The 22,436-nt window shown below is 71.9% G+C and carries 19 protein-coding genes; 6 read left to right on the forward strand and 13 right to left on the reverse strand.

Annotation, left to right across the window (positions count from 1 at the left end):
- Positions 1–166 precede the first annotated feature (166 nt).
- Entirely contained in the window at positions 167–2,005 is a 1,839-nt protein-coding gene (locus ASC77_RS06435; RefSeq protein ID WP_082574529.1) for an AMP-dependent synthetase/ligase, read from the reverse strand.
- Between the two features lie 85 nt (positions 2,006–2,090).
- A complete protein-coding gene (locus ASC77_RS06440; protein WP_156390957.1) occupies positions 2,091–2,741 on the reverse strand; it encodes an MOSC domain-containing protein in 651 nt (216 codons plus the stop codon).
- A 98-nt stretch (positions 2,742–2,839) separates the two neighbouring features.
- Between ASC77_RS06440 and ASC77_RS06445 the strand changes: the two genes are divergently transcribed.
- Positions 2,840–5,488: an exopolysaccharide biosynthesis polyprenyl glycosylphosphotransferase gene (locus ASC77_RS06445; protein WP_082574530.1), complete on the forward strand. Its 2,649-nt coding sequence runs from the start codon at positions 2,840–2,842 to the stop codon at positions 5,486–5,488.
- 193 nt (positions 5,489–5,681) lie between these two features.
- A complete protein-coding gene (locus ASC77_RS06450; protein ID WP_200944919.1) occupies positions 5,682–6,032 on the forward strand; it encodes a hypothetical protein in 351 nt (116 codons plus the stop codon).
- Positions 6,033–6,178: 146 nt separating this feature from the next.
- Here ASC77_RS06450 and ASC77_RS06455 read toward each other — a convergent pair whose 3' ends face one another.
- Both ASC77_RS06455 and ASC77_RS26495 read right to left on the reverse strand, forming a co-directional pair.
- Positions 6,179–6,961, reverse strand: a complete 783-nt coding sequence (locus ASC77_RS06455) for an alpha/beta fold hydrolase (RefSeq protein WP_056150230.1) — start codon at positions 6,959–6,961, stop codon at positions 6,179–6,181.
- Positions 6,962–7,483, reverse strand: coding sequence for an ester cyclase (locus ASC77_RS26495; RefSeq protein WP_200944921.1), 522 nt, complete (start codon positions 7,481–7,483; stop codon positions 6,962–6,964).
- A 252-nt stretch (positions 7,484–7,735) separates the two neighbouring features.
- Here ASC77_RS26495 and ASC77_RS06465 point away from each other — a divergent pair, with 252 nt between their 5' ends.
- The 3 genes from ASC77_RS06465 (at position 7,736) to ASC77_RS06475 (ending at position 10,097) form a co-directional block, all read left to right on the forward strand.
- Positions 7,736–8,671 carry a DUF1254 domain-containing protein gene (locus ASC77_RS06465; RefSeq protein ID WP_056150234.1) on the forward strand — a complete coding sequence of 312 codons (936 nt, stop codon included), beginning with the start codon at positions 7,736–7,738 and terminating at the stop codon, positions 8,669–8,671.
- A 276-nt stretch (positions 8,672–8,947) separates the two neighbouring features.
- Positions 8,948–9,478 carry a DUF1990 family protein gene (locus tag ASC77_RS06470; RefSeq protein ID WP_200944922.1) on the forward strand — a complete coding sequence of 177 codons (531 nt, stop codon included), beginning with the start codon at positions 8,948–8,950 and terminating at the stop codon, positions 9,476–9,478.
- 241 nt (positions 9,479–9,719) lie between these two features.
- Positions 9,720–10,097, forward strand: a complete 378-nt coding sequence (locus ASC77_RS06475; protein ID WP_082574532.1) for an immunity 53 family protein — start codon at positions 9,720–9,722, stop codon at positions 10,095–10,097.
- Between the two features lie 92 nt (positions 10,098–10,189).
- On the opposite strand, the gene ASC77_RS06480 is transcribed toward ASC77_RS06475, so the two are convergent.
- The 8 genes from ASC77_RS06480 to ASC77_RS06515 form a co-directional block, all read right to left on the reverse strand.
- The gene (locus ASC77_RS06480; RefSeq protein WP_082574533.1) at positions 10,190–11,461 is read right to left on the reverse strand and encodes a Wzz/FepE/Etk N-terminal domain-containing protein; all 1,272 of its coding nucleotides are present in this window, start codon (positions 11,459–11,461) and stop codon (positions 10,190–10,192) included.
- Positions 11,462–11,604: 143 nt separating this feature from the next.
- Complete coding sequence (locus ASC77_RS06485; protein WP_056150238.1) at positions 11,605–12,687, reverse strand: glycosyltransferase family 4 protein; 1,083 nt, start codon at positions 12,685–12,687, stop codon at positions 11,605–11,607.
- Positions 12,687–13,817 carry a glycosyltransferase family 4 protein gene (locus ASC77_RS06490; protein WP_056150240.1) on the reverse strand — a complete coding sequence of 377 codons (1,131 nt, stop codon included), beginning with the start codon at positions 13,815–13,817 and terminating at the stop codon, positions 12,687–12,689. The genes ASC77_RS06485 and ASC77_RS06490 overlap by 1 nt, the downstream gene beginning before the upstream one ends.
- On the reverse strand, positions 13,814–15,148 hold the full coding sequence (locus ASC77_RS06495; RefSeq protein ID WP_156390958.1) for an O-antigen ligase family protein: 1,335 nt from the start codon (positions 15,146–15,148) through the stop codon (positions 13,814–13,816). The genes ASC77_RS06490 and ASC77_RS06495 overlap by 4 nt, the downstream gene beginning before the upstream one ends.
- Positions 15,145–15,963, reverse strand: a complete 819-nt coding sequence (locus ASC77_RS06500; RefSeq protein ID WP_056150244.1) for a polysaccharide deacetylase family protein — start codon at positions 15,961–15,963, stop codon at positions 15,145–15,147. The genes ASC77_RS06495 and ASC77_RS06500 overlap by 4 nt, the downstream gene beginning before the upstream one ends.
- A complete protein-coding gene (locus tag ASC77_RS06505; protein ID WP_156390959.1) occupies positions 15,960–18,821 on the reverse strand; it encodes an oligosaccharide flippase family protein in 2,862 nt (953 codons plus the stop codon). The genes ASC77_RS06500 and ASC77_RS06505 overlap by 4 nt, the downstream gene beginning before the upstream one ends.
- Before the next feature lie 10 nt (positions 18,822–18,831).
- Positions 18,832–19,587 carry an FxLYD domain-containing protein gene (locus ASC77_RS06510; RefSeq protein WP_162249801.1) on the reverse strand — a complete coding sequence of 252 codons (756 nt, stop codon included), beginning with the start codon at positions 19,585–19,587 and terminating at the stop codon, positions 18,832–18,834.
- 17 nt (positions 19,588–19,604) lie between these two features.
- Complete coding sequence (locus ASC77_RS06515; RefSeq protein WP_056150251.1) at positions 19,605–20,225, reverse strand: hypothetical protein; 621 nt, start codon at positions 20,223–20,225, stop codon at positions 19,605–19,607.
- Between the two features lie 311 nt (positions 20,226–20,536).
- Between ASC77_RS06515 and ASC77_RS06520 the strand changes: the two genes are divergently transcribed.
- Positions 20,537–21,556, forward strand: coding sequence for a GNAT family N-acetyltransferase (locus ASC77_RS06520; RefSeq protein WP_056150253.1), 1,020 nt, complete (start codon positions 20,537–20,539; stop codon positions 21,554–21,556).
- On the opposite strand, the gene ASC77_RS06525 is transcribed toward ASC77_RS06520, so the two are convergent.
- Positions 21,525–22,394 carry a JmjC domain-containing protein gene (locus ASC77_RS06525; RefSeq protein ID WP_056150255.1) on the reverse strand — a complete coding sequence of 290 codons (870 nt, stop codon included), beginning with the start codon at positions 22,392–22,394 and terminating at the stop codon, positions 21,525–21,527. The two genes, ASC77_RS06520 and ASC77_RS06525, sit on opposite strands and share 32 nt — an antisense overlap.
- Positions 22,395–22,436 lie beyond the last annotated feature (42 nt).

A 22,436-nucleotide genomic window follows, 5' to 3' on the forward strand; every position in this document is an offset into this window, starting at 1 on the left:
CCCATCATCGAACATGTGTTCGAACAAATCAATCGCCGGTCCGTCGCTCACACCAGCAGTCACAGCAGTCACAGCGGACGGGCACTTCGTGAACTTCGAGGGCACTGCAGAGGCCGACAAGTTCGGGGATACCCGGCCGACCGGGTATCCCTGGACCCACCCCCGATCAGCTGTAGAAGGAGTCGATGAGGGACTTGTTGTTGTCCTCGACGACGTTGCGCTTCACCTTCATGGAGGGGGTGAGCTCGCCGGACTCGATGGTCAGGTCGTGGTCGAGGATCTCCCACTTCTTGATGGTCTCCCACCGGTTGAGCTTGGTGTTCAGCTCGTCGACGTAGCCGCCGATCATCGTGTGCACGGCGTCGGACTTCACGACGTCCTCGTACGCCGCGCCGGCCTGGCCGTTCTCCTCCGCCCAGCCCGCCATCGCGTCCGGGTCGAGGGTGATCAGCGCGCTCACGAAGTTGCGCTCGCTGCCGAACACCAGGAACTGGCTGACGTAGGGGCAGATCGCCTTGAACTTCGACTCGATCGCCGGCGGTGCGACGTACTTGCCGCCGGAGGTCTTGAAGAGCTCCTTGATCCGGCCGGTGATGGTGAGGAAGCCGTCCGCGTCGAGGCTGCCCTTGTCGCCGGTGTGCAGCCAGCCGTCCTCGGTGAGCGTCTTCGCGGTCTCCTCGGGGAGGTTGTGGTAGCCGGCCATGATGTGCGGCCCGCGCAGCATGACCTCGTCGTTCTCGCCGATCTTGACCTCGGCGCCCGGCAGCGCCGGACCGACGGTGCCCATCTTGTAGTCGTCGGGGTGGTTGACCGTGGCACCGGCGGCGTTCTCGGTCATGCCGTAGCCCTCGAGGATCAGGATGCCCGCGGCGTGGAACCAGGCGCCGATCTCCGGGTTCAGCGCCGCCGAGCCGGAGATGAAGAAGCGGACCCGTCCACCGAACCGCTCGCGGACCTTGCTGAAGACCAGCTTGTCGAAGAGGCCGTGCTGGAGGTTGAGCAGGAACGGCACGGACTTGCCCTGCCGCTTCAGCTCGTCGACCTTGAGGCCGACCTCGAAGGCCTTCTTGAAGATCTTCTCCTTGGCGCCGCCCTCGGCGGCCTGCATGGTGACGATCCGCGCGTACGCTTTCTCGAAGATGCGTGGGGCGGCACCCATGAACGTCGGCTTCACGATGCCGAGGTTCTCGACGATCTTGTCGACCCGGCCGTCGATGGCGGTCGCGAACCCGCAGGCGAGCTGCGCGGAGAGCAGCACCTTGCCGAACGAGTGCGCCATCGGCAGCCAGAGGAACTGCAGGTCGCTCTCGTCGAGGATGTCCTGCACCTGGATCGCGGTGCCCTCGTAGACCCACGCCCGGTGCAGCAGTCGCACGCCCTTGGGGCGGCCGGTGGTGCCGGAGGTGTAGATCAGCGTCGCGAGCTGGTCGGGCGCGATGCCCTTCGCCGTCTCCTCGATGACGCCGGGGTGCTCCGCGAGGTAGGCGTCGCCGAGCTTGGCGAGGTCGTCGAGGCCGATGATCCAGTCGCCGTCGGCCTTGCCCGCGAAGGTCACGACCTTGGTGACGTGCGGCAGCTCGGCCTTGTTGGCGGTGAGCTTGGCGAGCTGGTCGTCGTCCTCGGCGAACACGACGCGGCACTCCGCGTCCGAGAGGATGTACGTCGTGTCCTCGGCGTTCGTCGTCGGGTAGACCGTGGTGGTCGCGCCCGCGGCGCACATCACCGCGAGGTCGGCGAGGATCCACTCGTACCGGGTCGCCGACGCGATGCCGACGCGCTGCTCCGACTCGATCCCGAGCGAGAGCAGGCCGGCGGCGAGGCGCTCGACGAGGTCGCCGACCTGACGCCACGTCACCGACTCCCAGCCCTCGCCCCGGGGGAAGCGGTAGGCCTCGTGGTCGGTGGATGCTGCGACACGGTCCAGGAACTGCACCGCGACGTTCTGGGTCATGTGGTCGACGAAGCTGGCGTCGACGGAGGGACTGGGACTGGCCTGGGCGGTCATCTCACTCCTGCGGTACGGCCGAGAGGTACATGGTTGCGAAGTAACCTAGATCACTTGTGCAACTGGCGGGTAGGCAACCCTCGGTTCAGTGCTGCAGGCCCGCGACGTACTGCTCGGCCCTCGCGCGCGCCCGAGGCAGCAGGTCCGGCACGTCGAGGAGCCGGGGCAGCAGCGTCGGCTCGCCGGTCAGCGCCCGGAACATCGTCGACACCGTGACGCCGTGACCCGGCACGTGGATGACCGTGATCTCGTCGCCGGCCCGGATCGTCCCCTCGGCGAGGACCTTGAGGTACGGACCCGGTCGGCCGACCTGCGCGAAGCGCTTCACCCAGGCGGTGTTGTCGTAGCCGGAGCGACCCATCCAGCTCTTGAAGTCGTTGCACGGCGTCCGGATGGAGCGCACCTCCAGCAGGACGTCACCGATCTGCCAGCGCTCGCCGATCTCGGCCTCGTTGACGTCGATGCCCTGCGTCGTCAGGTTCTCGCCGAACTGACCGTCCAGGATCTCGACGCCCAGCTCGCCCGCCCACCAGTCGAGGTCCTCGCGCGCGAAGGCGTAGACGGCCTGGTCGATGCCGCCGTGGTGGCGGGTGTCGGACACCTGGTCGCCGTCCAGGCCGAGAGCGCGTACGGCGACGGTCCCGGTCACGGCGTGCTTGTCGATCGACGTCCGGCCGATCTCGGCCCACTCCGCCTGCCGGGGACGACCGACGTTGACGGAGATCAGGGTGGCCACGACCCGATCCTCCCAAAGCGGAGGGTCTTGTCACATCGAGTTTTCGCTCCACGGGCACGGGGAACGTCATAGGGGTCGCACACAACAGGGGGCTCTCAGTGCGTTCAGGTCTGATCGACACGCTGCCATGGCTGCGCAGCATCCGACCGTTGCTCACCCTCGTCGACCCGGTCGCCGTGCTGCTCGCCGGCCTCCTCGTCGCCGGGTCGAGCAGCCCGGTCGCGATCGGCGCGGCCGCGTTCGCCGCGGTCTGCGTGTGCCGCGGCGCCGACCTGCACCGCTCACGCCTGGTGCTGTCCGTCGTCGAGGACCTCCCCCGGCTCACGCTCGCGGCCGGCGCGGCCGCGCTGACGCTGGCGGCCCTGTCCTCCTCCGGCACGATCCCGGGGGCCCTCGCGTTCGGGGCGACCTGCCTGGTGCTGATGGTGGTGCTGCGCGTCGCCGTCTACGCGCTCGCGCACTCCCGGCGGCGCAGCGGCCGCAGCTCGCACCCGGTGATCATCGTCGGGGCCGGCGCCGTGGGGCAGCGGCTGGCCACGACCTTCCTGCACCGGGCCGAGCTCGGCCTGCGACCCGTCGGGATCATCGACACCTCCGTCGACCTCACCTCCCGCGACCTCCCGGTGCCCCTCCTCGGCGAGATCGGCGCGCTCGAGCACGCGATGACCGACCTGGGCGTCGACGACGTGATCTTCGCCTTCCCCGAGCCGCCCGACGACCGGATGATCGACGTCGTACGCCGTTGCGTGCAGGCGGACCGGCAGGTCTTCGTCGTGCCCCGCTTCTTCGAGATGATGGGCATCGACCACCACCGGCGCACCGAGGTCATCGGCGACGTGGCCGTGATGCGGCTGCGGCGCTGGGGTCTGCGGCCCCACACGGTGCTCCTCAAGCGCGCGGTGGACGTCGTCCTGTCGGGCATCGCCCTGGTGCTGGCGTCACCGGTGCTGCTGGTCTGCGCCGTCGGCGTACGCCTGGAGACCGGCCCGGGCGTCATCTTCCGGCAGACCCGCATCGGTCTCGGCGGGCAGCCGTTCACCCTCTACAAGTTCCGGTCGATGAAGCCGCTCGACACCACCGAGAGCCAGACCCAGTGGTCGATCGACCAGGACCGCCGGCTCGGACCGTTCGGCCGGTTCATCCGACGGACCAGCCTCGACGAGCTGCCGCAGCTGGTCAACGTGCTGCGCGGCGACATGAGCCTGGTCGGCCCGCGACCGGAGCGTCCGTTCTTCGTCCGTGAGTTCTCCAAGGCCACGCTCCGCTACGACGAGCGGCACCGCGTCCAGACCGGCCTGACCGGGTGGGCGCAGGTCCACGACCTGCGCGGCGACACCTCCATCGACGCCCGGGTGCGGTTCGACAACTACTACATCGAGAACTGGTCCCTGTGGACCGACCTCAAGATCATGTGCCGCACCGTGCTCGCGATCGTCCGGCACCAGCCCGACCCGCGCGCGCCGATCCTGCACCGCCCGGCCGAGGACGACGCCGCGACCCGGCCGGTGCAGCCGTCGGCCGCGACGCCGCCGGGGCGCCCGCGGGTCCTGCACGTCTCGATGCCGACCACCGAGGGCGTCGCGACCGTGCTGATGGGCTACGTCCGCGACCAGGTCGCCCGCGGGTGGTCGGTGACGGTCGCCTGCCCGTCCTCCGGCTGGCTGGGCGAGGCGGCGGCCGCCGCCGGCGCGCAGGTCGTCCGGTGGGAGGCCACCCGCAACCCGGGTCCGGGCGTCGTGCGGGAGATCCGGCGGCTGCGGCGCATCGTCAACGACGTCCGGCCCGACGTCGTACACCTGCACAGCGCCAAGGCCGGCATGGCCGGACGCCTCCTGCTGCGCGGCGTCGTGCCGACCATCTTCCAGCCGCACGCCTGGTCGTTCCAGGCCGTGTCGGGGCCGATGAAGCGGGCCACGACCGCCTGGGAGCGCTTCGCCCAGCGCTGGACCACCGAGCTGGTCTGCGTCAGTCGCAGCGAGCGGATGCTCGCCGAGTCGGTCGGCATCGCGACCGCCGCCACGATCAGCCCCAACGGGGTCGACCTCGGCCGGTTCGCGCCGGCCGCCGACCGGACCCGCACCGGCGCCCGGCGCCGTCTCGGGCTGCCCGACGTCCCGACGGTCGTCTGCGTCGGCCGCCTCACCGAGCAGAAGGGCCAGCTCGACCTGGTCGAGGCCTGGGCGGACGTCCGGGCCCGAGTGCCCGACGCGCGCCTGGTGCTGGTGGGCGACGGTCCGGACCGGGCCGAGCTCGAGGCGCGCACCTCCGACGCCGACGACGTCGCTCTGGTCGGCGTCCGCTCCGACGTCGACACCTGGTTGGCGGCCGCCGACGTGATCGCGGCGCCGTCGCACTGGGAGGGCATGGCCGTCGCTCCCCTCGAGGCGATGGCCTCGGGTCGCAGCGTCGTCGCGACCGACGTCGAGGGGATGGCCGAGAGCATGCCCCGCGGCGGCGGCCTGATCGTGCGCGTGGGTGACGTCGACGCCCTCGCCGACGGGATCACCGAGCGGCTGCTCGACCCCGACCTCGCCGCCCAGGAGGGCGCCGTCGCCCGGCAGCACGTCGCTGCCCATCACGACGCGAACGCCTCCGCCCGCGACGTCGCCCGGCTCACCCTTCGTCAGTTCCACCGGGCCCAGGGCACGGCCGACGTGCTCATGGCCCTCGAGCCGATGGCGATCACCCGCCCGCCGCGCCCCCGCGCCGGCGGCTCGGTCGGCGTACCCGCCGGGCCCCAGGCCTGACCAGCCGATCCAGCCCCCCTCACTGAGACCGGGCACAGCACGGCCCACCACCGGGCCCGCGAGACCGTGTGCGTGAACCGATCCGCACTGGGGGCCGTGTCATTGAGGTGCGTACCTGGTCGAAGCCCACTGGGACGCCCGCGGATCGGAGGCAAGCGTGAGAACTCGACTGATCGGGGCACTAGCAGCGCTGGTGTCTGCTGCGATCCACCTGTACTTGTGGTTCGACGGCGTCAAGGACCAGGGCACGGTCGGTGCACTGTTCGTCGTCAACGTCCTCGCCGGCGTGGTCATCGCTGCGCTGCTGCTGTGGCGTCATTGGATCCCGCTGTTCCTGCTCGCCGGGTTCGGCGCCAGCACGCTCGGCGCTTTCCTCATCGCCACGACGAGCGGCCTGTTCGGCATCCACACAGGCTGGAGCTGGTATGCCTGGCTGGCAGCGGCTTCCGAGGTCGTAGCCGTCATCTGTGGCGTGTACGCCGCAGTCGATGAGGGCTACCTGACGCCGTCGTCCCGATCCCACCCAGGCCCGCAACCTCAGTGATGACGACGTCGACCAGTGCGCCCGTAGAACGCATCCGGATCTGCCGCGATGAGCTCACGGATCTGCCGAGATCCGTACGCTGAAAGGGTGCCTCACTCCGCCGCTTAGCGGACGCGTCCGGACCGTCGGGGAGAGAGCAACGGACCTCAGGCAGTGCTGTTGAGGATCAGCTGGGTCGCTTCGGTCGGCGCATCCCACTGTGGAAAGTGACCGCACCGCTCAAACCAGTGCAGGACAGCGTCGGGGAACAGCTCCGTGGCACGCGTGGCCTGTCTCGGCACCGTCACCAGGTCACGACGACCCCAGCCGATCGTCACCCGCCCGGGCACTGTGCCTGCCGGGGCTCCCTGTTGCTTGGGCCCTTTAGTCAGAGCGTCCAAGGCAGCGCCGGTCGATGGGGAGTCGGCCAGCCCGCGGACGTCCGGCAGAACGGTCTCGCGCGAGAGCGCCCATGGGCGCGCCGAGAGCTGTGCGAGCAGGAGAGTCCGTCCCGCAGGACTGCCGAGCAGGGCTGGCAGCATGCCTCGCAGCGCCCGGACCAGAGCGATCGACGGTCGGAGCGTGGCGCCGAAGATGACGAGCTCACGGTCATTCCAGAAGCCGCCCGGGTCTAACGCCACAGTGTCGCCGCCGATGCCCCGCCGCGCGAGTTCGAGCACGATCCGACCGCCCATCGACTGGCCGACGGTCGAGACCCCGTCCAGACCCTCGTCGCGGATGAAGTCCGCGACGGAGTCCGTCAGGGTGGCGATCGAGACCTCGCCGGTCAACGGCGGCGTTTCGCCGAACCCCGGCAGGTCGACGGCGATCACCTCGTGGTGCTCGGCCAGCTCATCGAGGATCGGGACCCAGGACCGCCACCCAGCGCCCAGGCCGTGCACGAGTAGCAGCGGGCTGCCGCTCCCTCGTCGTACCTGGTTCAACCTCACTCAGTTGACCCCAAGCTGGGTGAGGATCCCGACCTCGTCGGTGCTGCCCCAGCGTTCAGTCAGCTTGCCGTCGGCGAACCTACTGATCTGGAGGCCGCGTACCTGGACCGACTTGCCGGTGGCTTCGTGCCCCTGGAAAGGTCCTTCATGGGTGCCGGTGAGGGTGTAGGCGAACGCAACCTGGTCGTCGTCGGCGACCAGGTTCTCGACCTCGATGTGAAGGTCGGGGAAGGCGGTGCGCATCTCGGTGAAGAACTGCTTGTAGCCCTCCGGTCCGGGCTGTTGCCCCGGCGCCGGGTCGTGGTCGACGCTCTTCGGGTCGACGAGGCCGTCGAAGGCGTCGAGGTCGCCGGTGTTGACGGCCTCGCCAAAGGCTTCCTGGGCTGCGATGTTTGCCTTCTTGTCGAACATGAGTTCCTCTCCCATCCGTGGACTGGACTGTGCGGATGCACTCTGGGAGTGGGACCAGGTGGTGGTTGCGCAGACCACCACCTGGTCGCCATCCCGTGCGTCGACGATCACGGCCAAGCCTCACGTGCATGAGCGCCGCTGCTCGTCTGAGTACCCGCAACCGTCAGGGACATGCGACCCACCCGTACCGGAGGCCGCCCACGCGAGCCGCAAGCCGTGCGCCGACCGCGCGTCTCACACCGCCGCGAATGATGCGGTGGACGGACGTCCGGATCTGCCGCGAACAGTGTGGGTCTGTCGACGATCGAAGGTTCACCCGGTTGGGGTGAGCACAGTGCTTCGGGTGTCCAGCACGCTCGGCGCATGCCTCAGATGACGGTGAATGCAGACAACTTCGCCTTGGCCGAGACACACCGAATGATGGATGCGCTGCAACGCGAAGCCGGAGGGGTCAACCAGTTCTCCCACAACCGTGAGGCTGCCGCGATCGACAAGCAGACCGTGATCCGGATGAACCGCGACACGCTCTACAGCTTCGCGGTCGTCGACATTGCTGCCGGTGCGACCCTGAGTCTGCCGGACGCGGGCGAGCGTTACCTATCGGCGATGGTGGTGAACGAGCACCACTTCATCAACCGGGTCTTCCACGACCCCGGCACCTACGACCTGACCGTCGAGGAGTTCGACAGCCCGTACGTCGTGGTCGCCGTGCGCACGCTGGTCGATCCGGCCAACGCTGGCGACCTGGACGCGGTGGCAGCCGTCCAGGACCAGCTCGCGATCACGGCGCAGTCCGCGAGACCGTTCGAGCTGCCGGAGTACGAGACCGAGAGCTTGGACCGCACCCGCAACGCGCTGCTGGCGCTGGCCGCCGAGCAGGGGTCGTTCGAGCGGAGTTTCGGAGGACGGGAGGAGGTCGACCCGGTGCACCACCTGATCGGCTCCGCCGCCGGCTGGGGTGGCCTGCCCGACGCCGAGGCGACGTACATCGGGGTGTCGCCGAACCTGCCCGTCGGTGAGTACGAGCTGACTGTCCCTCACGAGGTCCCGGTAGACGGATTCTGGTCGATCTCGGTCTACAACGCAGAGGGGTACTTCGAGCCCAACGAGCAAGGTGCGTACAGCGTCAACAACATCACCGCCATCCCCAACGACGACGACAGCGTCACGGTTCGGTTCGGCGGCAATGGCGAGAACTCGATCCCCATCACCGAAGGCTGGAACTATCTCGTCCGGCTGTACCGGCCGCGGCCGGAGATTCTGTCCGGCGCCTGGAGCTTCCCAACGCTCGAGCGGTAGCCCCCCGGCTGACCGAGCGCACCACACGGCAGGCTCAGGACCGAGCCGGGACCCGCTCCGCGTTCTTGCCGACCAGGACGACGCCGAGCAGCCGCACCCCCACCGCACGGATCCGCGAGGTGTCGGTGTGGTCAAGGAGTCCGGAGACCGGAACGGGGCCCCGTTGAGGCGGGGCGCCGGTCTGTCGACGGCGAGTGCCGCCCGGGGAGGTCATACGGACGGTGGATCCGCTTGCTCCACCCGTATGACGTCCTGAAGTACAGCAATGATGTGGTCGTGACACGGGCACTCCCAGCGGAGGAAGCAGCGGCGCTGCGCGCAGCACCGTTCACCCATGACCACGTCGGAGCCACCGCTTCCGGTCCCCCTCCGGGCTACGACTGGCTAGAGCGCTCCGCGCCGCTGGTCCGCCGAGACTTCGACGCCGCGTGCATGGACCTGTTCGGCTGGCGGCTTCACGAGAAGGCTGGGCTTCGAGTTCGAGCATCGGAGTCTCCGCTCCGAGAGGGCTCCGTCGTGCTGATGCGCCTCGGCCTCGGCCGAGCCTCCGTCCAGGTCCCATGTCGCGTCGCCTACGTGATCGATGGACCGCTCCAGCGCGGATTCGCCTACGGCACGTTGCCCGGGCACCCAGAAGCGGGCGAGGAACGGTTCCTCCTGAGCCGGAGCAACGATGGAAGCATCACGATCGACATCACGGCCTTCTCGCGCCCTGCATCACGCCTCGCCAGAATCGGCGGCCCGCTCACGCGGAGGGTGCAAGAGTCCATGACCGCGCGCTACCTGCGCGCGTTGGACCGCGCCTGACCCATCCGGACCTGCCCGAAGATCTGCCGATGTGAGTGCTGGGCCGGGATGTCATACGGATCGTGGTCTCTGTGCCTCGATTCGTATGACCTCCCGGAGCACGACAGCGCGTAGGACCGCGCTCAGAGGCAAGGCACCCGGATCTGACGCGACCAGCGCGGATTGCCGATGAACGGTCGGGTCATCTGGCGCTGGATTGGTACGTTGCGCACCGACCGAACGCACCGTCATTGGAGGGCACATGCCTGAGGAAGACCTTGGAGGGCTGGCCGCGAGCGATGACGAAGGCCTCGCCTACCTGGCCCTCTTCGACGACCAGTCCTTGCTGGCGTGGCTCCAGGGCTGGTACATGTCCAACTGCGACGGCTACTGGGAACACGGCTACGGAGTCAGGATCGAGACGCTCGACAACCCGGGCTGGACCGTTCGACTCGAGCTCACCGACACCAACCTCCAGGGGCGGCCGTTCGAGAGATTCGAGCACAACCGAGGCGAGCACGACTGGCTGTCCATGTGGATCGAAGACATGACGTTTCACATCGTGTGTGGGCCGTTGAACCTGGGCGAGGGTCTGTTCAGCTTTCGGGCGTGGGTCCAAGGTGGAGCAGCACCAGCCTGAGCGGTTCCAACTCGGAAACGCACTCATCTGGACGCGACCCGGGTGGACCGCACAGGACGATGAGCGGGTGACTACGCGTACCCGTACTCGCGTCAGGACCGGGCCGGGACCCGCTCGGCGTTCTTGCCGACCAGGACGACGCCGAGCAGCCGCACCCCCACCGCACGGATCCGCGACGTGTGGCGGCGGATCTCCTGCTGGGTGACGCCGCTGTCCGGCACCGCGAGGACGAGTGAACCGCCCGCGGCCATGATGCGGGCGTCCTCGCAGGCGCTGAGCGAGGGCGCCAGCACGACGACGATGTCGAAGCGCCCGACGGCCCGGGTCATCGCCGCGGCGAACTCCGTCTCGAGGAGGGTCTCGGCGGTCTCACCGCCCCACTCCCCGGCGGGCAGCACGGTGAGGTTGTCGACGGGGCCGGGGCTGAGGGCGTCGTCGAGGTCGGCGCCGGTGAGTACGTCGTAGAGGCCGATCGTGTCCGGCGCGGCGATCGGGCTGCCCTCCTGGCCACCCACCCGGCCGTCGACGAGCAGCACCCGCCGGTGCACGTTGGCGAGCGAGACCGCGAGGTTGGCGCCGAGCCAGACGCTGACGTCGCCGTCGGTCACGTCGGCGACCACGACCAGGCTGACCGGGTCGGAGCTGGCCTCCGCCTCGAGGCCGATCCTCAGCCGGCGGAACACGTCGGCCGCCGCCGTGCCCGGGTAGAGCGCCGGCACGGTGGTGGGGTCCTTCGGGGGTGCCAGGGTCGCGAGGACCGGGGCTCCGACCAGGCGCTCGACCTCGGCCGCGTCGCCGAGACCGGAGGTACGGCGCTCGCGGAGCACCGCCCCGCAGACGGCGAGGACCAGCGCGAGCACGACGGAGACACCGGCGCCCAGCAGGATGCTGGGGCTGGAGAAGGTCGTGGGCGGCCGGGCCGGGTTGCTCGTGGTGTAGACCAGCGCTCCGTTGCTGACGTCGTACATCGGCAGCACGTCGGCGACGGTGTTGGCGATCTCGGCGGCGACCTCGGGATCAGAGTCGCTGGCGCCGATCTGGACCAGGATCGTGCCGGCGACCCACTCACCGGTGATCGCATGGCGGAGCTGGTCGGTGCTGCGCGGCTCGTTCAGCCGTGAGGCGACGTCGGCGAGGACGTCCTGGGAGTTGGCCAGCTCCCCGATGCTGCTGCGCAGCGCGTCGACGTCCTCGAGAGGATCGGTCGACGACGGCGCGGTCACCACCGACACGGTGGCCGTGGCGTCGTAGGTCTTGGGCGCGAGCCACAGGCCCACCCCCGCAGCCCCCAACGTCATCAGGATGATCGCCACCACCAAGATCTTGTGGCGCGACACTGCTCGTACGACGTGCTCGGCTTCCATCACTCCCCCGTTTGTCGTGCAGCCCGTCCGCCCGAGATCGTCGTGCGGCGCGGTGGTCTCCCCGACCTGGCTCGTCCGAGGGCGTCAGCGGTCGGCTGACCGACCCTGCGGACATTTGGTTCAACGTGACAACAAAAGATTGGTCACGAGGTTCTCCTCACTTTCTGGACGTCTTCGAAGACGAGGGCGTAGCCGGACTGCATCCGGGACGACGAAAACCGTTGATCCACCAGATCGCGACCGGCCGTCGCCATCGCGCGGTAGCGGTCCTGGTCGTCCAGCACCCGTCGTACGGCGGCGGCGAACGCCTCCGGACGGGGCTCCGCGACCAGCTCCACCACGTCGGCGCCGAGCTGCGGGATGCCGCCCACGGCGCTCGCGACGACGGGCACGCCGGCCGCCATTGCCTCGAGCACCGCCATCGGCAGGCCCTCCCGGTCGCTCGGCAGTACCAGGAGGTCGGCGGCGCCGAGCAGCCGGTCGACGTCGCGGCGCTCGCCCAGGAACCGCACGCGGTCGCCCGAGGGTGCCGCCCGCCGCTCGAGCGCCTCACGGTCCGGGCCGTCGCCGACGACCAGGAGCGTCACGTCCGGCACGTCCGTCCAGGCGTCGAGGAGCAGGTCGACCCGCTTCGGGCTCGCCAGGCGCGCGACGCAGAGCACGACCGGCATCGGTCCGGTGAGCCCGAGCTCGTCGCGCACCTGGTCGGAGCCGCCGGGTCGGAAGACCGGCGGGGGCACGGCGTTCTCGACGACGCGCAGACGGCGCTCGTCCACGCCGCCGCGGGCCAGGCGGCCCGCGACGTCGTCCGAGACGGCGACGACGGCGTCGCAGACGGCGAGCAGCCGTGCGGCGCGCGGGTAGTCGGCGTCGGCCAGCCCGTGCACGGTGGTGACCAGCGGCGGCTTGGTACGGCGTCCGACCCGGGTCGCCAGGTGGGCGGCGAGGGTGGCGCGAACGTTGTGGGCGTGCACGACGTCGACCGGTCGGGCCGCGGTCTCCCGGCGCAGCCGCGCGACCGCGCGGGCCAGCGAGCCCGGTCCGCTCTCGCGCAGGGGAACCTCGAGCGTGCAGACCCCCGCGACCGCAAGCGCGTCCGCACGCCAGCCGCCGCTGCTGGCGACACAGGCCTCGTGACCCGTGGCGACCAGGTGACCGACCAGGTCGGTCACCACCCGCTCGGCGCCACCCGAGCCCATCTCGGCGATCACGGTCAACGCACGCATCACGCACCTCCCCGGCTCGCGGCATAGCTGGTGAGCAGGCCGTCGACGCAGTGGTCGAGCGTGTAGGCGTCGACGACCCGCTGGCGGGCCGACGCACCCATCCGGCGCCGGAGGGCCGGGTCGGCCGCGAGCCTGTCGAGAGCGGCGACGATCGCGCGGCCGTCGCCGGCCGGGCAGAGCAGCCCGTCGACTCCGTCGCGGACCACCTCCGGCACGCCCCCGACGGCGGTCGCCACCACCGGCAGGCCCGTGGCCATCGCCTCCAGGAGGGACAGCGGGCAGTTCTCGGCGTCCGAGGTCAGCACGTAGACGTCGGCGCGCGCGAGCCGGGCGGCGGGGTCGTCGACCCAGCCCGTGAGCTCGACCCGGTCTGCGAGGTCCGGGGCCGCGCTGCGCCGCTCCACCCGGTCGCGCAGGGGGCCGTCGCCGACGACCACCAGCCGCAGGTCGGGGACGGCGGCGACGGCATCCAGCAGCAGGTCCGTGCGCTTCACCGCACCGAGGACGCCGACCCAGACGGCGGACGGCCCGTCGGCGGCCGGGACGGCCATCTCGAAACGCGCCGGGTCGACCCCGTTGGGCACGACGTCGACGATCCCGGGGGGCAGCCCGACGTGCTCGACGGCGTACGCCGCGACCGCGTGGCTCGGCACGACGACGCGGCCCCCTCCCCACCGGGTGATCGCGCGCTCGCCCGTGAGGTAGTACCACCGGTCGCGGCGTCGGCGAGGTGCCGCGCGGACGTTGCCGGCAACCAGGTCGGAGAGCCCGTCCGCGACGCCGTGCAGCGTGTAGACCACGCCGACGCGGCGGTCGCGGGCACGGAGCGCCGGGCCCAGTCCGCGGCCGAGCCACCCGGCCCGGCGGTCCTGGAGGTGGACGACGTCGGGCCGCAGCCGGCGCAGGCACCCGGCGCCGGACAGGGCGCCGCGGAGGTCCCGCTTGGAGACGAGGGGCACGTCGTGCCACGTGACGCCGGCCGCCCCGGCCTCGTCCGCCCGGCTCGTCCGCGGACCGACGACGTGGCTGTCGTGGCCGCGCGCGGCCAGGCCGATCGCGACGTCGACGGCGTGCTCAGCCGGTCCGCCCGTCGTCTGGGTCGTGACCTGGACGATCCGCAGCGCGCTCATGCGTCGTCCTCCCGGGCATCCGCGTGGGCGGCGACGCCGACGGCGAGCGCGCAGAGCAGCCACATCGGCAGGTAGTACTGCTCGGTGACGAAGGTGGCCGACGCCGCCGTGCCGACCAGTCCCACGCACACCGCCGCCGCCACCGGGTCGCGACGACGTCGCCACACCGACCAGGCCTGGGCGAACGCGACGACGAGCATCGCCAGGAAGGCCAGGAAGCCGAGCACGCCCAGCTCGCTCGACAGCTCGAGCCAGGTGTTGTGGGCGACGTCGAGCGGGTGGTTGATGTCGTCGGGCAGGGACGTCGTGAAATCCCTGTGGTGGAGCGCGAACGCGCCGGGCCCCATCCCCAGGACCGGGTGGGTGACGGTCATCTCGGCCGCGGCCGTCCAGAGGTCGAGCCGCTCCGAGACGTTCTGCTGGGCGACGAAGTCCTTCTGCTGCAGGCTGACCGACACCAGGCCCGGGAAGGCGACCGCCACCAGCCCGGCCGCCATGGACACGACGGCCACCAGGGCTACCGCACCCCGCAGCCTGATCATGCCGGCGGCCACCGCGAGCACCGCCATCACCGACAGCCCCACCAGCGCGCCGCGCGAGAGCGTGCCGAGCGTGGCGACCAGCACCACGACCGTGGCCGCGTCCCAGGGCCACGAGCGACGGGTGGTCCGGCGGACGGCGAGCCCGAGCGCGACCGCCGGGAGCAGGAAGAACGCGAAGTCGTTGGGGTCACCGATCGGGCCCCCGACCCGCCGGTCCGCGCCGAGGGCGAAGGTGAGGAGCCCGCAGACGGCGGCCGCTGCCGCGGCCACGACGTACACCTGGGCGAGCCGCGCCGGCCTCAGGCCGCCGCGCAGCACGTCGGCCAGGACGAAGAGCACCGCCAGGAACCCGGCGTAGCGCAGCAGCACGTCGCGCCCGGCCGCCCCGTTGTTGTGCAGCGCGGTCGCGAGCAGCAGCACCACGACGAACGCGAGGGCCGCGACCAGCACCGGGCTGCGGGGTGCGTGGTGCAGCCGACCCCGGCAGCGGCGGATCAGCCACGCGACCACCAGCAGCACGGCCAGCCCCTTGACCACACCCGGTCCGGCGTGGGCGGCGTAGTCCTCGAAGACCGAGACCGCGACCAGGGCCAGGGCGACCCACTCGAGCCGGAGGACGACCGCCGCGCCCACCACGAGCGCGAGCGCCGCGAGCAGGACGGGAAGGGCCGCGAACCCGGCCAGCGCTCCGAGCACGACGGCGGCGAGGAGCGGCACCACCACCGTCCACGCCGTACGCCGGGGCGGCGGGGACACCCGGCGCGCAGGTCCGGCCGCGGTCGCGGTCACCACGCCGGGCCTCGACGACGGCGCAGGCTGTCGAGCGGGCGCAGCATCGTGTAGGCGCCGTCGAGCACCAGGCGCAGGTCCGCCGGCTCGGTCGGGACGAAGGCCCGGCGCAGGGACAGCAGCGGCGTCCGGTCGGTGTTCAGGCCACGGTCGACGGTGATCGCGACCCGGTAGCCGGCCGCGGCCGCGGCCGCACGCACGGCCGGCGTCCACCCGCCGGTCGGGTAGGCGAGCGAGTGCACCGGGCGGGCGAGCAGCTCCTCGAGGGCCACGCGCGAGTCGACGAGCTCGCGCTTGACGGCGTCGGCGTCCAGGCCGGGCAGCCACGGGTGCGACACCGTGTGCGACCCGATGTCGAGCCCGTCGGCGGCGACCGCCCGGAGCTCGTCCGACCGGACCAGGCGGTGCCGGTCGTGGTGCGGCTCGAGCTCGTCCCAGCCGAAGCGCAGGTCACCGGTCAGGTAGCCGGAGACGACGAACATCGTCGCCGGCAGACCGCGGTCGCGCAGGATCGGCCAGGCGGTCTCGACGACACTGGCGTAGCCGTCGTCGAAGGTCAGCACGACGGCCCGGTCCGGGAGGGTCCCCCGCGCGAGCGCGTCGACCGCCACGTCCAGCGGCAGCACCTGGGCGCCCCACGCATCGAGGGTGTCGAGGTGGCGCCGGAAGTCGTCGACGCCGGTCGAGAGTCCCTCGGTCCGCCCGTCGACCCGGTGCCAGCCGATGACGGTGAGCCCGGGCGACCCCGACAGCCGGCGCACGCCGGTCGCGATCGGGCGCGCGACCGTGCCCAGCATCCGCACTCCGCTCTTCACGACGTCCTCCTCAGCAACGCACCGGCCTCGCGCAGGTGGTCGCGATCGAGCACCCAGACGGTCGCGCCGTACGCGACCACCCCGGCCGCCCCAACGACGAGGAGTCCGGCGAGTGATGGGTCATCGAGCTCCAGGACCTCGCGCAGCACGAGCACGACCGCAGCCATCACGCCCAGGCCGGCCAGCGCCGGTCGCAGCGAGGTGACCAGGCGACGCAGCGAGAAGCCGGTGACGTACAGCCGCGCGAGCGTGAGCGCGACGAGCGAGACCACCGACACGACGGCGACCTGACCGATCGCCACCGCGGTGATCCCGTGCCCGGCCAGCAGCACGAGCGCGAGGAAGAGGAGGACGAGGTGGCACAGCCGCAGGCACATCGAGATCGTGGGCCGACCCGCGGCGTTCAGCGAGGTCTGCACGAGCTGGCCGACGCTGAGCAGCGCGGCGTACGCCGCCAGCCACGCCACGACCGGGACGGCCGGCTGCCACTTGTCGCCGAGCAGCACCAGCTGGTCGCCGAAGAGCGCGAGGCCCAGGCAGATCGGCGCGACCAGCGTCAGCGCCGCGGTCATCACCGTCACCGCCGCGCGTCCGAGGTCGACGCCGCGCTGGCGGCACAGGTACGGGAAGGCGGCACCCGACACCACCACGACGACCATCAGGTAGGGCATGAAGGCCAGGCGGAAGGCCAGGGAGTACTGACCGAGCGCCTCGCCGCCGAGCACCCTCGAGACGATCAGGTAGTCGATGTTGAGCTGCACGAGCTCGAGCAGGTTCGCGCCGGCGTACGGCCCGCCGTACGACAGCAGGCCGCGGGCGTCCTCGAGGTTCCAGCCCGGGAGGACCGGCGGGTGCACCACCCAGGCCAGGACCATGGTCAGGCTCGCCTGGACGATCTGGCCGACGACCAGCGCCATCACCCCGTGCCCCTGGGAGGCCAGGGCGATCGCCACGATCGCCCCGACCACCGACGAGGTCGTGTCGGGGATGATCCGGCGGACGAAGGCGAGGCGGCGGCGCAGCAGCTCGTTGGTCACCGCGGCGACGGCGAGGAACGGCAGCGTGACGGTGAGGCCGCGGATCACGGCGGCGCCACCGTCCGCGGCATGGAACGCCGACGCCAACCCGGGCGCGGCCAGCCACAGCACCGCGGCGATCCCGGCGCCCATGCCGACGCCCACGGTCACGGCGGTGCGCGCCGCCCGCTCGACGTCACCCCGCCAGTAGACGAGGGCACTGGCGGTCCCGAGGCTCGTCACCACCGCGGAGATGTTCGCGACCAGGGTGCCGAGGGCGATCACGCCGAGGGCGGACGGCGCGAGCATCGCGGCCAGCGTGAGGAGGACGACGGTCTGCGAGGTCTTGACGACGATCCCGTTGGTGGCCAGCCACAGCGCACCGCGCGCCGTCCGGGCGGCCTCGACGCTGGGGGGCTCCGGCTGCGCGGGCTCGGGCCGGACCGGCGTACCGGGTGGCGACGCACTGGCACCGAGAGCGTCGTCGACAGCGGCGAGGTGTCGCTCCAGGAGGTCTTGGCCGAGGTCGTGCAGCGACCGGTTGCGGAGGTAGAGCACGACGGCGGCGACCGCGAGCGCCCGACGCTCGCTGGGCGACCACCGGGTCCAGGGCCGACCGGCGACCGTCGTGCCGCACAGCTCGTCGTCGACGAGCCGGAGGAGGCACTCGCTCACGAGCTCGTCCGATCCACCGGTCTCGCGGAGTGCGTGCACCAGCAGGGTGTCGATCCCGAGCGGCGCGTCGGGGCTGGCGTTGTCCCAGTCGATGACCGTGGCGCCGTCGCCGTCGAGCAGCACGTTGCCCGGCCACAGGTCCCCGTGGCACCAGCCGGTCGGCAGGCCGTCGTCGAGGACGTCCATCGCGTCCGCCCAGCGCGCGCGCTGCTCGGTGGGTACGACGTGGGCGCGATCGCACCAGCGCGACGACCACCCCGGGGCGGTCCGTCCGGTCTCCTGGGCACCGAGCACCCCGGCCAGCTCGTCTGCGATCGCCCACTGCCGGTCGGGCGCGGGCCATGGCCAGACCGCGCGCCGGCGTCCCGGGACCCACGCGGTCGCGACCCAGGCGCGCCCGGCGGTCTCGCCCTCGGCGAGGACGGCGGGCAGGAACGGCCGCGCGGCAGGGACGTCGTGCAGGACGCGCGGAGCAGCGTCGATCTCGCGCCCGGCGTCGGTCAGCGAGAGCCGGACGGCGACGTCGCCCTGCGTGGTCCGCACCCGGAGCACCACGTGGCCGGCCGTGATCACCCCGACCAGCTCGCCGTCGCACCCGGTCGTCGCCGCCAGGTCGCGCACGACCTCGTCGGCCAGCGTCGGCCGGTCCCCGGACACGCGGAGCCGCGGGACGGCGGTCCCCCGCCCGACCGTGAGCCCCAACCACCGGCGCACCCACGGCACCGGCCCGCTCGGCATGTGCACCGGCCAGGACCGGCGCCAGACGAGCTCGGGGCTCTCCGCGCTGGGGTAGAGCAGGAACGGCCCGTCGTCGCCGACCACGGCCACGACCCCGTCGGCCGAGGCGAGCGCGGCGACCGCGTCGACGACGTACCGACGCTCGTCGACGACGACCAGCCCGGCCGACCCGACCGCCAGCGGCACTCGGACCCCGTCCCAGCGGACCACCCGCGCCGGATCGGGCCAGCCGTCGGCGGTCTCGCTGTCGGTCAGGGCGATCGCACCGGGGAACGCGGCCTGCAGGTGCGGCGCCAGGTCGTCCCCGAGTGCCAGCACGACGGGCCCGTCGGCCGTGCCCGGGAGGAGCACGGCGAAGGCGGCCAGACGGTCGCCGACGGTCCAGTGCGGCGCGTCGGCGCGCTCGGTGGTGGTGGTGGTGGGGTGCATGCGCTGCGAGTCAGCGAGCCCGCGCCGGGCCCGCACAGTTCAGTGCGGTCCCATCGGGATCGTCCGTGACTGGATGGATGACGACCCGGTAGACCTGGGTGCCGTCCGGGACCGGGTGGAGCAGCTGCATCGCAATCTCGTGGGCGCCCCGGGAGAAGCAGTACCACCGTCCGGACACCACGGCGAGGAAGTCACCGTCGGCGCCGTACAGGAACGCCTGCACGCTGGCCTGGTCGACCAACGGCCCCGTGTTGCGGACGTCAGCGACGACGACGGCGCCGAGGCCGTTGCCGTCGAGCCGGACCGGGCGAGCGCTGAGCGTGTTCGCGGTCGTCTCGTCCGCGGTCCCCCAGGACACCTGCCGGTAGGCGACGTCGACCCGGTCGATCTGGTCGGCGTCGTCACCGATGTCGACGTAGAAGCCGAACTCGTCGCCCGGCGGCAGGTTCGTCACCGCGCAGCAGGTCCCGGTCGGGGCCTCGAGGGTCGACGCGACCAGCACGTCGTTGTCGTCGCGAGCGGTGATGACGGCGCTCGCGCTCTGGAGCGTGCGGTCCGTGGTGTTGCGGACGACCACGGAGAGCATCCCGTCCACGACGCCCCAGTCCTGCGTCACCAGGACCGGCCGCGCCGCGGACTGGGTCGTGGCCGTGTCGGCGTCCGGGCCGCCGCCCACCTTGCTCGACACACCCGAGCAGCCGGCGCCGGCGATGCCGACAGCGATCAGCGTGATGATCGTCGTGACGGTGCGCATGGTCCCCCTCATGCTGATCTCCGCCCGGCTCAGGTCTGCGACGCGCGGAAGAGCCACCCGAGCGGACGCGCCTCGGCGTCGTCCGGCTTCGTGGCGGGAGCGACCTCAGCGGCCGGCTCGGCGGCCTGCTGCGGCGGCTCCGCCGGGTCGGCGTCGGTGTCCGAGCCCGACGTACGCGGCGCGAGAACAGCCGGCGCGGCCACCTCGACCTCGGCCGGGCCGTGCCGCAGCACCTCGAGCGAGCGCAGCACCTCGGAGACCGTGGCCACGGCCCCCTCCAGGCTCGGCGCCAACCGCGACAGACCGGCCTCCGCGCTGTCGAGCGAGTCCGCGGACCTCGCCCGGAACTCCTCGATCTCGGCGCGGCCGGCGGCCACGACCTCCTCACGGATGCGGGCGCGCTCCTCCTCCGTATGTCGCTGCAGGTCCTCGGCCTCGTAGTAGGCGCGGGCCAGGATGCCGTCGGCGCGCTCCTTGGCCTCGGCGGCGAGCTGCTCGGCGGCCTCGCGGGCCTCGGTCACCAGCTGGGTCGCCAGGGTCTCGGCCTCGGCGACGATGGTCTCGGCCTCCTCGGCCGCGGTCCGACGGAGCGTGCTGGCCTCGGCCAGCATCTCCTCGGCCTCGCGCTGGGCGCCGAGCCGGGTGCGCATCTCCTGCGCGCGCTCGGTCGTGCTGGACGTGCTGGACGAGCTGGACGTGCTGGACGTGCTGGGTGTGCTGGTCTTGCCTCTCGCTGCGGACTGTGTGCCTGGTCCGGTCGTCGCGTTCGTCGATGACGGGTCCTTGGGCATGCCTGACGTTCCCCCTGAGCAGATGACGGAATCCGTCCCACCTGCCGTCGTGGCCCCGAGAAGAGGATGCACGGATCTTTCGGACACCTCGTGCCCGGTGCTGAAAGGGTTCAAACGCTGTGGATCGGCTGTCAGTGGTTCGTCTCACCCCGTGCCTTAGGGTCCTCGGTGTGCCCGGACCCCTGAGCGTCGAGGACCGGGCGCAGCTGGGTGAGCTCCGTCCGGCGTGGGACGCCCTGGTCCTCGACCAGCCGGTGCCGTCGCCCTTCCAGCGGTCGTGGTGGGTGGAGGGCGTCGCCCCGGACGCGACGTACGCGCTGGTGCTCGAGGGCGATCGGCTGGTCGGTGGCCTCGCCCTCGAGGCGCACCGGGTCGCCGGCGTACGGCGCTGGGTCGCGCCGGGCCCGAAGGTCCTCTGCCCCGACCACCTCGACGCGCTGGCCGCGCCGGGCTCCGAGGACGCCGTCGTCGATGCCCTCGGTGCGTGGTTCGCCGGCCCCGGCCAGCGGGTCCTCGACGTGCGCGGCGTCGTCGCCGACTCCCTGCTGTCGCGCGCGGCCGGGACCGAGGCGGAGCACGCCGACGTCGCGCCCTTCCAACCCCTGCCCGCTGCTCCGGAGACCTACCTGGGCGGGAGGTCCGCCAACTTCCGGCGCAGCGTGCGGCGGGCCGAGCGGCGGTTGGCGGCTGCCGGGATCGGGCACCGCCGCGTCCCGCTCACCGACCTGCCCGCCGCGTTCGACGCCTTCGCGACGCTGCAGCGTGGACGTGACGGCCGGGGGCCGCTCGTGGCCGAGCTGCCCACCCTCGCCCGCGCCCTGACCTCGGGGGTCGCGGCCGGCGAGGCCCGGGTCGACGTGCTCGCCTCGGCCGCCGACGTCGTGGCCGTGTCGTTCGCGTTCGTCGTCGCCGGCCGACTCAGCCTCTACCAGGTGGCCCGCTCCCTCGACGGTGCGCACGACGGCGCGGGCAACGTGCTGCTCGTCGCGGTCATCGAGGACGCCCTGGCGGCCGGCTGCCGCGAGGTCGACCTGCTGCGCGGCGACGAGGGCTACAAGTCCTCGTTCGCCGACCAGGTCCGGGCTGTGGGCCGGTTGCGGGCCGCCCACGGCGGGGTCGCGCGGGCGCAGCTGGCAGCCGAGGACACCGCGAGGCGGGTCAGTGCGAGGCTGAGGTCTCGGGCCCCTTGATCCGCCGCTTGGCCGCGCCGTACGCCCGCATGAACGTCACCTTGGCGCGGTCGCGCACGGGCGCGTCGCCGTACGTCCGCGGCGTCAGCCCGGCACGCCGGAGCCGCTCGTTGAAGGCCTGGACCATCGACTCGTCGGCGTTGTCGCGGTTGAAGAAGGTGACCGTCAGCGACAGGGACGTCTCGTCCCCGTTGGCGATCCAGTGCGGCGTGTACGGCGGGATGTAGGCGCCCTGACCCGGCCCGAGCTCCAGCTCCAGGGTCTGCTCGGGCAGGCTGTCGAGCCGCCCGAAGGAGCCGTTCCAGTAGCGGTGGACCTCGCGCTCGCGGTCCTCGGTGCTCGTGAACCTGCCGAACCCCAGGCGCCGGTGTCCCTCGAGCTGGAGCAGGAAGCTGTGCTCGATGTCGAAGTGCGCGGCGGTCACCGAGCCGGGCGAGCTGGCGAACACGAAGCCCATGCGGCGCTTCATCTCGCGGGGGTCGAGGCCGGCACCTGCCGCCATCCCCTCGAGCACCTGGTCGACGAGCTCGCGGTAGGGCCCGGACTGCTCGATGTTCAGCAGCGTGAACCACGAGTCGTTGGCGGCCAGCGCCCGGATCTGGTCGGAGACGGCGACGACCTCGAGGGTCGTGCCCGCACCGGCGTCGGCGGAGACGAGCGGCTTCTGCGCCTTCTCCGCCGAGATGGAGTCGGCACCCAGCTCGTCGCCGAGCCGGGCGATCGACTCGAGCGAGAGCCGCGCGTCCCCGCTCAGCCCGTGCGCGAACGGCGTCGGACGGCGCCCCCGGAGCGCAGCGAGAAAGGTGCGGTCGACCGTGGGCCACGGCGTGTTGTTCATCAGTCCCCCGACATCGGTGGCGCGTGCCGAGTCACGCAGGTG

The organism is Nocardioides sp. Root1257 (assembly GCF_001425175.1).
Classification (GTDB): Bacteria; Actinomycetota; Actinomycetes; order Propionibacteriales; family Nocardioidaceae; genus Nocardioides.